This window comes from uncultured Cyclobacterium sp. (assembly GCF_963976465.1).
GTDB lineage: Bacteria > Bacteroidota > Bacteroidia > Cytophagales > Cyclobacteriaceae > Cyclobacterium.
Genome location: NZ_CAXBOC010000129.1, coordinates 1 through 11,675, shown reverse-complemented (window position 1 = coordinate 11,675; position 11,675 = coordinate 1). Strand labels below are relative to the sequence as shown.

Annotated in this window: 10 protein-coding genes; 7 read left to right on the top strand and 3 right to left on the bottom strand. The window is 41.0% G+C overall.

The features are described from left to right. The 6 genes from AAC037_RS09260 to AAC037_RS09235 all read left to right on the top strand — a co-directional run. A partial coding sequence (locus tag AAC037_RS09260) for an HlyD family efflux transporter periplasmic adaptor subunit (RefSeq protein WP_339902722.1) occupies positions 1-715 on the top strand: 715 nt, incomplete at its 5' end. 17 nt (positions 716-732) lie between these two features. Continuing rightward, positions 733-1,191 carry an OsmC family protein gene (locus tag AAC037_RS09255; protein WP_303615437.1) on the top strand — a complete coding sequence of 153 codons (459 nt, stop codon included), beginning with the start codon at positions 733-735 and terminating at the stop codon, positions 1,189-1,191. Between the two features lie 2 nt (positions 1,192-1,193). Continuing rightward, on the top strand, positions 1,194-2,099 hold the full coding sequence (locus AAC037_RS09250; protein WP_339902721.1) for an ABC transporter ATP-binding protein: 906 nt from the start codon (positions 1,194-1,196) through the stop codon (positions 2,097-2,099). Then, positions 2,096-2,839 (top strand): ABC transporter ATP-binding protein, encoded by a 744-nt coding sequence (locus tag AAC037_RS09245; protein ID WP_339902720.1) that lies wholly within the window; start codon positions 2,096-2,098, stop codon positions 2,837-2,839. The genes AAC037_RS09250 and AAC037_RS09245 overlap by 4 nt, the downstream gene beginning before the upstream one ends. A 21-nt stretch (positions 2,840-2,860) precedes the next feature. Beyond that, positions 2,861-3,967, top strand: a complete 1,107-nt coding sequence (locus AAC037_RS09240; protein WP_339902719.1) for an ABC transporter permease — start codon at positions 2,861-2,863, stop codon at positions 3,965-3,967. Then, on the top strand, positions 3,967-5,091 hold the full coding sequence (locus AAC037_RS09235; protein WP_339902718.1) for an ABC transporter permease: 1,125 nt from the start codon (positions 3,967-3,969) through the stop codon (positions 5,089-5,091). The genes AAC037_RS09240 and AAC037_RS09235 overlap by 1 nt, the downstream gene beginning before the upstream one ends. 978 nt (positions 5,092-6,069) lie before the next feature. On the opposite strand, the gene infB is transcribed toward AAC037_RS09235, so the two are convergent. The 3 genes from infB to rimP all read right to left on the bottom strand — a co-directional run bounded on the left by infB (position 6,070) and on the right by rimP (position 10,899). After that, the gene (infB, locus tag AAC037_RS09230) at positions 6,070-9,108 is read right to left on the bottom strand and encodes a translation initiation factor IF-2 (RefSeq protein ID WP_339902717.1); all 3,039 of its coding nucleotides are present in this window, start codon (positions 9,106-9,108) and stop codon (positions 6,070-6,072) included. 70 nt (positions 9,109-9,178) lie between these two features. After that, the gene (gene nusA, locus AAC037_RS09225) at positions 9,179-10,423 is read right to left on the bottom strand and encodes a transcription termination factor NusA (protein ID WP_014019985.1); all 1,245 of its coding nucleotides are present in this window, start codon (positions 10,421-10,423) and stop codon (positions 9,179-9,181) included. A 5-nt stretch (positions 10,424-10,428) separates the two neighbouring features. Then, on the bottom strand, positions 10,429-10,899 hold the full coding sequence (gene rimP, locus AAC037_RS09220) for a ribosome maturation factor RimP (RefSeq protein WP_339902716.1): 471 nt from the start codon (positions 10,897-10,899) through the stop codon (positions 10,429-10,431). Between the two features lie 158 nt (positions 10,900-11,057). Here rimP and AAC037_RS09215 point away from each other — a divergent pair. After that, a partial coding sequence (locus AAC037_RS09215) for a class I tRNA ligase family protein (protein ID WP_339902715.1) occupies positions 11,058-11,675 on the top strand: 618 nt, incomplete at its 3' end.

Here is an 11,675-nt window from a genome sequence, read left to right as displayed (position 1 = left end):
TTTGGTAGACACCTTGCCCTTGTTTTTATCAAAGCAACAATTGTTGGCCGCCAAGGAAACGGTGGCATCAAAATCCGGCAGCATTTCTTCGCAGATAAATGTGCTGGAAGAGCAATTAAAAAACGCAGCTTTAGAATTTGACCGTATCTCAAAAATGTTTGCCGATGGTGCGGCCACTCAGCAGCAATTGGATAAAGGGAGAAATCAAGTCGACGTTTTAAAAAAACAGATTAAAAACGTTCAAAGTCAGCAAATGCCTATTGAGAAAGAAGCATTGTCTTTTGATGCGCGCATTGCTCAGATAGATCAGCAAATCACCCAAAGTGTTCTGAGGAATCCTATTTATGGAACGGTATTGGGTAAATTCGCTGAGGCAGGTGAAGTTGTTGCTTTTGGAAAGCCGCTATATAAAATTGCAGATTTGGACAATATGCTTTTAAGGGTTTACATAAGTGAAATGCAATTACCGGATATCAGCATCGGGCAAGATGTAACGGTAAAAATTGATTCAAATGAGGGAATGAAAGCATATGATGGAAAGGTTAGCTGGGTATCCTCTACGGCTGAGTTTACTCCGAAAATCATTCAAACAAAGGAAGAAAGAGTAAACTTGGTTTATGCAGTGAAAATAAAGGTGAAAAATGATGGCGCCCTAAAAATAGGTATGCCTGCCGAAATGTGGATCGAAAATAACTTGAGCGAAAAAAGTAACTAACCATAATCAATAATCCCATGGAAAACCATCAGTACAATGTAGACATCAATTGGAATGTAGATAGAAAGGGCCTTATGTGTTCGCCGGAACTTAAAATGGGCGAGTCCGATTCGTCCAATTGCATTGCGGTGGCTACACCTCCGGAATTCCCTAAAGGAATGCCCAATATCTGGTCTCCGGAACATTTATTTACTGCCTCGGTGAGTAGTTGTTTGATGACTACATTTTTGGCCATTGCAGAAAACAGCAAACTGGATTTTGCTGCTTTTAGCTGCAATGCAAAAGGAATTTTGGCCAAAGAGGAGGGCAAATTTGCCATGACAGAAATTATTCTTTCACCAACGGTGACCATCTTCAATGAAAAAGATAGAGAACGGGCCGAACGGATTGTTCAGAAATCTGAAGCGGCTTGTTTGATTTCCAATTCAATTAAATCAAAAATCTCCTTAAACATTACCATACAAATAAAGGATTAAATATGAGCATTTCCCTTCACCAAATCAGCAAGACCTATAAGGGCATAAGTGCGGTTCAGGACATTTCATTTGAGGTAAAACCGGGTGAGTTGTTTGGAATAATAGGGCCTGATGGTGCAGGGAAAACCACCTTGTTTCGGATTTTGACTACGCTTTTATTGGCAGATACCGGCACTGCAGTAGTAGCAGGCATGGATGTAGTGGAGGATTATATTGAGATTCGAAAATCCGTCGGCTATATGCCGGGCAGGTTTTCACTATACCAGGATTTGACAGTGGAGGAGAACCTGCAATTTTTTGCTACCATTTTTGGTACAACGCTCGAAAGAAATTATGAGCTCATCAAGGAAATCTATGAACAGATAGAACCCTTTAAAACCCGAAGAGCGGGAAAGTTATCCGGGGGAATGAAGCAAAAACTTGCCCTTTGTTGTGCCTTGATTCATAAACCCAAAGTGCTTTTTCTGGATGAGCCTACCACAGGTGTGGATCCCGTCTCCAGAAAGGAATTCTGGGACATGTTGAAGCGACTGCAAGCAAAAGGTATTACCATATTGGTTTCTACGCCATACATGGATGAGGCTGCTTTGTGTGATAGGGTAGCCCTTATGCAGAATGGGCATATTATGGAAATTGACAGCCCTAAAAAAATTGTAGAAAAGTACCCTAAAGCAGTTTATGAAATCGGAGCCGGAGAAAGACATAAATTGATACAAGTGCTTCGGGAATTCCCTTACCTGTACAGTGTATACCCCTTTGGTGAATATGTTCATTACACCGATAGTCGATCCGATTTGGATATTCCTGAACTGGAAGAATACCTGAAAGCAAATGGACTTACCGGGATTTATATTGGTTTAACTGAACCTACCATTGAGGATGTTTTCATGGAAATGGCAAAAGAATGAAAGACAACAAGGTAATAGCGGTCAAAAATCTAACAAAGAAGTTTGGTGATTTTCTGGCTGTAGATGCCATAAGCTTTGAAGTAAAGGCCGGAGAGATTTTTGGCTTTCTCGGGGCCAATGGAGCGGGGAAAACTACGGCCATGAAAATGCTTATAGGCATTTCCAAACCCAGTTCTGGGGAAGCGACAGTAGCGGGCTTTGATGTCTATGCCCAAACCGAGCTTATCAAAAAGAACATTGGCTATATGAGCCAGAAGTTTGCCCTATATGATGATTTAACGGTGAGGGAAAACATCACCTTTTTTGGTGGGATATACGGCTTGTCCCGAGCCACGATTAAGGAGAAGGTAAAGGTATTGGTGGCGGAGCTGAAACTGGAAAATATAATTGATCAACTGGTTGGCGCTTTGCCATTGGGTTGGAAGCAAAAATTGTCCTTTTCGGTGTCTCTCCTGCATGACCCTAAAATTGTTTTTCTAGATGAACCTACAGGGGGAGTGGATCCCATTACCAGGAGGCAATTCTGGGAAATGATTTATCATGCTGCTGATAAGGGAACAACCCTATTTGTGACTACGCATTATATGGACGAAGCAGAATATTGCGATAAGGTATCCATCATGGTCAATGGGAAAATTGAGGCAATGGGCCCTCCTAAGCTTTTGAAGGAACGATATGGGGCGAGTAATCTGAATGAGGTTTTCTTGAAACTGGCAAGGGGCAGTAAACCAAATGAATAATAAGAAATTCAATTTTTCAAAATGAAACGTTTTATAGGTTTTGTAAGGAAGGAATTTTACCATATCTATAGGGATAAAAGGTCACTTTTTATCCTTTTTGGGATGCCTATCGCCCAAATTTTATTATTTGGATTCGCCATTGCCAATGAAATCAATAAGGTGGAAATTGCTTTTTTGGACCAAGCCAAAGATGCGACTACCATTGAGATTATCAATAAGATGGCTTCGTCCAAATACTTTTCTATAAACCGATATTTAGCTGCTGAATCCGAAGTGGAAGGGGTTTTCAAGGAAGGAAAGGTTAAGGCGGTAATTAATTTTGAAAAGGACTTTGGCGAAAAACTGGTGAAAAGGGGGAAAGCCACCATTCAGCTTGTTGCTGATGCGACGGATCCCAACACCGCCAATTCCATCACCAATTATATTCTATCTATCGTTCAGCAGTACAATCAATCCATAAACCTCCATCAAGTAGGAGGTCCACAGGTATTGACCCAAACCCATATGGCTTTTAACCCTGAACTTAAAAGTGTTTTTATGTTTGTCCCCGGGGTGATGACGATAATTTTAATGTTGGTCTCTGCCATGATGACTTCCATTTCCATAGCCAAGGAAAAAGAATTGGGAACTATGGAAATTTTATTGGTATCGCCATTAAAACCTTTTCAGGTGATATTGGGCAAGGTGGTTCCTTATATTTTGCTCTCCATCATAAATGCAATAATTATCGTATTGCTAAGTATCTTTATTTTTAAAATGCCGGTTCAAGGAAGCTTGATTTTATTAGGTACTGAGAGTGTGCTGTTTATTCTTACCTCTTTATCATTGGGGATTTTAATATCGACCATAGCAAAGACCCAGCAGACGGCCATGATGATTTCCTTGATGGGCTTGATGTTGCCGGTAATCCTCTTGTCAGGATTTATATTCCCTATAGGCAGTATGCCGCTTCCTTTACAAATTATAAGTAATATTATTCCGGCCAAATGGTTTATCCTTATCATTAAAGGAATTATGTTAAAGGGAGTGGGAATGGCTTTTATTTGGAAAGAGACGCTTATTCTTATAGGCATGACGCTATTCTTTATTGGAATCAGTACCTACAAATATAAAATCAGGCTTGAATAATGAAAACCATCGGATATTTGATACAAAAGGAATTCAAGCAGATCTTTAGAAATAAAGGAATGCTTCCTATTATTTTTGTTTTACCAATAGTTCAACTCCTTATTCTGTCCAATGCAGCTACCTATGAGGTAAAGGATATAAAATTTGGTTACATCGATGTGGACCGCAGTTCTACTTCTCGGGCACTGATTGAAAAATTCCGTTCATCGGCCTATTTCAACCTTCTTGCACCTTACTCATCCTATAAGGCTGCCTATGCAGGAATGTTGCAGGGAAAAGTAAATGTAATCATGGAGATCCCCAATAATTTTGAACGACAGCTGGTAAATCAAGAAAAAACTTCCTTAGGGCTTACTGTGGATGCCATAGATGGGGCTGCAGCAGGAGTAGAGACTGCTTATATTCAACAAATAGTGCAGGAATTCAACCAAGGTATAGCCTTAGAGACTTCTGTGAGTAATAAAAACCGCAGTGGCTTTGCCGGCCTGATTACCATTATTCCTTCCTATTGGTACAATAGCACATTGGATTATAAAACTTTTATGGTGCCGGGGATATTGGTACTATTGGTCACCATGATTACCTTGTTTCTTTCAGGGATGAATATTGTGAGGGAAAAAGAAATCGGAACACTGGAACAAATTAACGTCACCCCAATCAAAAAAAGTCAATTTATTATTGGAAAGCTATTTCCATTTTGGATCATAGGCTTGGGCTTGTTGACCATTGGACTAGTGCTTGCGAAACTTATTTTTGACATTCCCTTACTAGGGAGCTTGGGCACCCTATATTTTTATACTACCATTTATATTTTGGTGGTCCTGGGAATTGGTCTATTTATTTCCAATTTTACAGAAACCCAGCAGCAGGCCATGTTTATTGCTTGGTTTTTCATGGTTATTTTTATCCTAATGAGTGGCTTGTTTACCCCTATAGAAAGTATGCCACAATGGGCCCAGATGATCACTACCTTTAATCCCATCAGGTATTTTGTAGAGGTAGTGCGAATGGTAATGTTAAAAGGGGCCGGTTTTTCAGATATTTTGCCTCAGTTATGGAAGACCTTTGTCTACGCCATATTGGTAAATGGGCTGGCGGTGTACAGTTATAAAAAAGTGAATTAAGTCGGATTTGAAGAGATAGAGAAATGTAATGATGCCAAAATCATTCAACCCGAAATATGCAATAGACAATCTATTACGTGCTGAAATCGCTTCAAAATCAGCCACTTCGTTACTGTTTGGAGATTTCACCATAGCGGTGCTATGCTAAAATCTCCAAACAGCCCTGATTTTCTTGCGATTGCAACACTTCCCGTAAACACGGGACAGGCATCACCCCTGACCTTGTCAGGGCGGAGAAATTCTATTACACAATCTGGGTTCAATGTTCATTTACAGAAGTATGGGCTTCTACAGTGGCTGTTCTACTGTTGCCTTAGAAGGTTTGGCTTCCTTTAAAATAATTATCTCACCCTTTCAGGGCTTGGATATGAATTAATTATGCTCACACAGGGCTTCACCCTGTGCTTTGATATTTTGCCCTTTCAGGGCTAGGGATTAAGCCCTAAATTAGCGAAAGTTTAACGATTTGGTCGGCCTATCTATAGGGAATGTATATTCGTGGCAAAATCTAATTGTCGGAGGAGAAAACTATTCTACCAATGGGGAATCATTACACAAGTGTTCCATTTGTTAGCCCTGACAGGTCGGAATCTAACAGCGATGGGTGAAGCCCATCGTTACTAGAGGCATAATCGTCTAAAGCACTGGAAGGACGAAATATCTTCCGTTTAACATAATCCTGTAAGGGATGAAATGAAATTTAGGGTGTCTCTCTACCTTTTTAGAATAAATGGACCAAAGCTAGCTTAACAAGATACATGACTATTGCAGGAACACCGTAATATTTAATCACACTAAGCCTATTGAAACGGTGCATAAACCAAAGGACAATTACCGGCCTTATCAGCCCTAGGATCGTTCCTAATAAGGCTATAAAGGACAAAATGTTTATACCTGTAATGAGGGTTTCCATGACCTGAAAGCAAAAAAGGGACAACTTTACGCTGTCCCTTTTTATATTTTTACAATTGTAATGATTTATTTTTTACGCTTAACTTCTTCCATTTTATACCCTTCGAAGGTATCTCCTTGCTGGATATCGTTAAAGCCTTTGATAGATACACCGCATTCGTAACCATATTTCACTTCGCTGACATCATCCTTAAATCGCTTCAAGGCACTGATTTCACCTTCGTGAATCACTATACCATCTCTGATAATTCTGATTTTATTTTTACGGTTAATATACCCGTCTGTTACGTAACAACCGGCAACTGTACCCACTTTAGAGATTTTGAAAACTTCTCTAACCTCAATATTACCTGTAATGACTTCTTCAAATTCAGGCTCTAGCATACCTTCGATGGCATCCTTGATCTGGTTGATGGCGTCATAGATAATGGAGTAATGCCTGATTTCTATCTCTTCCTGTTCAGCAAGGCGTTTGGCATTGACCGAAGGTCTTACCTGGAAGCCGAGAATGATCGCATCTGAAGCGGAGGCCAGCAATACATCCGATTCTGAGATTTGGCCAACGCCATTGTGAATGATGTTTACATTTACCTCGTCTTTGGAAAGTTTCAGCAAGGAATCAGAAAGGGCTTCAACAGAACCATCCACATCACCTTTGATAATGATGTTAAGTTCCTTAAAGCTACCAATAGCCAATCTTCTACCAATTTCATCCAAAGTGATGTGTTTCTTGGTGCGCAAACTTTGCTCTCTTTGTATCTGCTCCCTTGAGTTGGCAATTTCCCTTGCTTCTCTTTCAGAATCATATACTTTGAAAACATCGCCTGCTTGAGGAGCACCTCCTAAACCAAGTACTTGTACCGGTGTGGATGGCCCTGCCTCGTCTACTTTTTTACCCAGGTGGTCAAACATGGCTTTCACCCTACCGTAGTGTTGACCTGCCAAGATGGTGTCACCCACGTTCAGTGTACCCGCTTGAACCATGATGGTGGATACATAACCTCTACCTTTATCAAGGGAGGCTTCCACCACGGTACCCACTGCATTTTTGTCCGGGTTGGCTTTTAGTTCTAGTATTTCAGATTCTAGCAATACTTTTTCTAAAAGCTCATCAATACCTGCACCTGTTTTGGCAGAAATATCTTGAGATTGGTATTTACCACCCCAGTCTTCCACCAAGAGATTCATATTGGCCAATTCTTCTTTAATCTTTTCCGGGTTGGAGTTTGGCCTATCAATTTTATTGATAGCAAAGATCATGGGCACACCTGCAACTTGGGCATGGTTGATGGCTTCCTTGGTCTGTGGCATGACATTGTCATCCGCAGCAATTACGATGATGGCCACATCGGTGATTTTTGCACCTCTGGCACGCATGGCTGTAAATGCTTCGTGACCCGGAGTATCCAAAAATGCAATTTTGTGTCCATCGGAAGTTTCCACATCATAGGCACCGATATGCTGGGTAATTCCACCTGCTTCACCATGGGTTACTTTTGCCCTTCGGATATAATCCAGTAGGGAAGTTTTACCATGATCTACGTGACCCATAATGGTCACAATCGGCGCTCTTTCTATAAGCGTATCTTCGTTTTCCTCTTCAATGACTTCCGTTTCTTCCTCGTCAGTTTTGGTAAACTCTACGTCATAATGAAATTCATCGGCGATGATGGTGATGGCTTCTGCATCCAACCTTTGGTTGATGGAGACAAACATGCCCAATCCCATACATACAGAGATTACTTCATTTACAGAAACATCCATTAAAGATGCCAGGTCATTGGCGGAAATAAATTCCGTTACCCGTAATATTTTGCTTTCCTCAGGGGTTTCGCTAACCTCCTTGGTCCTTTCAGATCTTTTGTCTCTTCTGTTTTTTCCTCTACCTCCGGATTTACCACCTCCTTGCAGACGTGCAAGTGTTTGTTTGATTTGATCCTGGATTTCTTTTTGAGTAGGTTCCTCTTTTTGGAAACGAGGATTTTGACCTCTTCCTCCCGGACGTCCAACGCCCCCTCGGTTGTTTCCTTTTCTGGCACCGCCACCACCTTGTCCACCTGGACCTCTTCCGGCAGGTGTGTTTCTCGCTCCGTCGCCACTCTTGGCAGGACGGTTGTCAATCCTTTTTCTAGGACGTTTCTTCTTCTCCTTGTTGCGCTCATCAGAAGAGGCAACCGGCTTGGATTTTTTCTTAGGCTTGTCTTTGGGAAGTTCGATTTTCCCCAATACTGTCAAACCTTTAAGGGAATCTGCCTTTGCAGATATTACCTTGTCTTCAGTCTTTTCGATAGGTTTCTCCGGTTCTTTAGTAGTTGCTTTCTCTTCAGTAATAGGCTTCGATTGGGCAGTAGGCTCCTTGGGCGCTTCAGGTTTAGTTTCTGGCGCTTTTTTAGGAGGGGTGGCTTTCTCTTCTGCTTTTGGAGCAGGAGGAGTTTTCGCTACCGGCTTTTCGGGTTTTACTGGAGTAGGAGTAGGTTTAGGCGTAGTCGTTTCCGCTTTAGGCTCGGCTTTCTGAGGCTGTTCTTTTTCCTTTTTAGGTTCAGGTTTAACTTCAGGCGCTTTTTTGGCGGCAGGCTTAGGCTCGGGCTTTTTAGGCTCTTCCGCCACCGGCTTAGGAGGGGTAGGCTTTGCCTCTTCCTTCACTTCTGCAGGCTTTTGTTTGGATTTATTGCCTTCCAAATCAATTTTGCCCAGCACTTTTATTCCTTGAAGTTTAGGCGCTTCATTGGATATTTTATCAGTAGCTTTTTCCTCAGCTTTTTTCTCCTCGGCAGGAGGAGCTGCACTGGCCGGTTTGCTAGTGCTTACCGGTTTTTTCGGCTCCGGCTTTTTGATTTCTTTTTCAGGCTCAGATTCAGACTCCGCCTTGATGGTAAAGTTCTCATTGTGCCTTTTGCCTATAGATAGATGGGAGGCCTCTTCCTTTTCTTGAGCAGAAGACTTGAACTCTTTGGCAAGCATATTGTAATGTTCCGAACTTATTTTTGAGTTCGGATTGCTTTCTACCTCAAAGCCCTTCTTGGCCATAGACTCAACAATGGTGGAAACCCCCACATTGAGTTTTCTGGCTACTTGGCCTAATCGCATCATTTTTTCTTCTGACATACTAATACCTATTCCTGTATTTATAATAATGCAAATATAAAGGGGATAACGAATTATCTGTCGTTATTTGCTATTCAAATTCTTGTTTTAATATTTTAAATATATCGGCAATCGTTTCTTCCTCCAATTCTGTCCTCCTTAGAAGGTCCTCTTTGGTCAATGCCAATACACTTTTCGCAGTATCCAAACCTGTTTTCTTCAACTCCTCTAATACCCAACTTTCAATTTCGTCAGAAAATTCAGATAGATCAACATCTTCTTCATCTTCATAATCAGAAAGTTCTCTAAAGACATCTATCTCATAACCTACCAAACGACTGGCAAGCCTGATATTGAAGCCTCCTTTACCTATGGCTAGAGATACCTGATCAGGTTTCAAATATACCGAAATCCTTTTAGCTTCTTCATTCACTTGGAGTGAAGTTACCTTGGCAGGACTTAATGCTCTGGAAACATATAAATCAAGATTGTCTGTGTAATTGATAACATCTATGTTTTCATTCTGTAGTTCTCTTACCACAGCATGAATCCTGCTACCTTTCATACCCACACATGCTCCTACCGGATCTATCCGATCATCGTATGATTCTACAGCCACCTTGGCCCTGTCTCCCGGTTCTCTCACTATTTTTTTGATGGTAATCAAGCCATCGTATACTTCCGGTACTTCATTCTCAAATAACCTTTCCAAGAATATAGGAGATGTTCTTGAAAGTATAATTTTTGGATTACCATTGATCATTTCCACTTTGTGAACAATTGCCCGAACAGTATCTCCCTTTCTAAACCTGTCCTTTGGTATTTGCTCCGACTTGGGCATGATCAATTCATTGCCTTCACCATCCATAAGTAGTATTTCTCTACCCAATATTTGATAAACTTCTGCAGTGATGATCTCACTTACAAGCTCTTCATATTGCTGGAAAAGTAAATCCTTTTCTAAATCTTTAATCCTCTGGATTAGGGTCTGTCTGGCCATCATTACCGCCCTACGACCAAAATCTTCCAATTCTATTTTTTCATAGGTCTCTTCACCGATTTCAAAATCAGGCTCAATTTTTTTGGCTTCCGCCAAACTAATCTTATCATGATCCCAGATATCTTCAGAATTGTCGTCCACGATCTCTCTAATCCTTACGATCTCCAAATCACCTTTGTCCGCGTTGATGATCACATCAAAGTTTTCATCAGTTTCATACTTTTTACGAATCATCGCCCTAAATACATCCTCGAGAATGCGGATCATTGTTGGTCTGTCCACATTTTTTGATCTTGCAAACTCTGCAAATGATTCAATCAGAATTTTAGCATCCATTGTTTTTATTTGAAAGAGACTAATACAATTGATTTTTTAATTTGGTCGAAAGGTATGCTGATCGTTTCTTCAACAGCCTTTTTTCCTTTTTCTTTTTTCTTTACCAATAACTGAATTCCTGTCTGCTCCACTTCTGTAAGTTTTCCTTCCTTCTCCGGCCCTTCTTCAAGGCTAACCTTTAAGTTTCGGCCAATATTTTTTTGATATTGCCTCCTTGAACTTAAAGGAAAATCTACACCGGGAGAGGAAACCTCCATTACGTAAGCAGTGTCCATCAGTTCTTTGGCTTCTATTTCTTCACCTACGGCTCTACTTACCAATGCACAAGAATCAATATTAATGCCGTGATCAGCGTCAATTAATATTTGTAAAGATTTTTTATTACCCTTCTTCACTATTTGAACATCTACGACAAAATGACTGCTGTCAGGCAGGTGCTTTTCCACTATTTCTTCTATCGTTTGCCTCAAATCCATATCTTTTTACTTACTTGCTTTTGGTTTTTGTCCCAAAAATGATCAATAAATGAAAGAGGGGACTCTGTGTCCCCTCTGTTGTCATGAATTAACTCAGGTACAAATGTAATAAAATTATTTTCCTAAAAAAAGTATTGAAAGTTTGATAAATTTGCCCCATGCAATCAAAAAAGTTAAAAATATACAATACCCTCACCAGGGAGAAGGAACTTTTTGAACCCATTAATCCGCCAAATGTAGGCATGTATGTCTGTGGTCCCACCGTGTATGGAGATGCCCACCTGGGGCATGCCAGGGCTGCGGTTTCCTTCGATATCGTTTTCAGGTACCTTAGTTTTCTAAATTATAAAGTGCGCTACGTCCGCAATATCACCGATGTGGGCCACCTGGAAGCTGATGCCGATGAGGGAGAAGATAAAATTGCAAAAAAAGCAAAACTGGAACAACTAGAGCCCATGGAAGTGGCCCAGCAATATGCGGGTTCCTACCATAGAGATATGGAACTGCTCAATACTTTCAAGCCCAGCATCGAACCTCGTGCCACCGGACATATTCCGGAGCAAATCAAGCTTATCGAAGAAATCATTGAAAATGGCCTGGCATACGAAGTCAATGGAAGCGTGTATTTTGATGTGCTCAAATACAATGCGCAGGAAAAGCAGTATGGGGTATTGTCCGGTCGTGTGGTAGAAGAACTGATGAGTGGGAGTAGAGAGCTCGATGGGCAATCGGAAAAGAGAAATCCGGTGGACTTTGCCTTATGGAAAAAAGCTTCT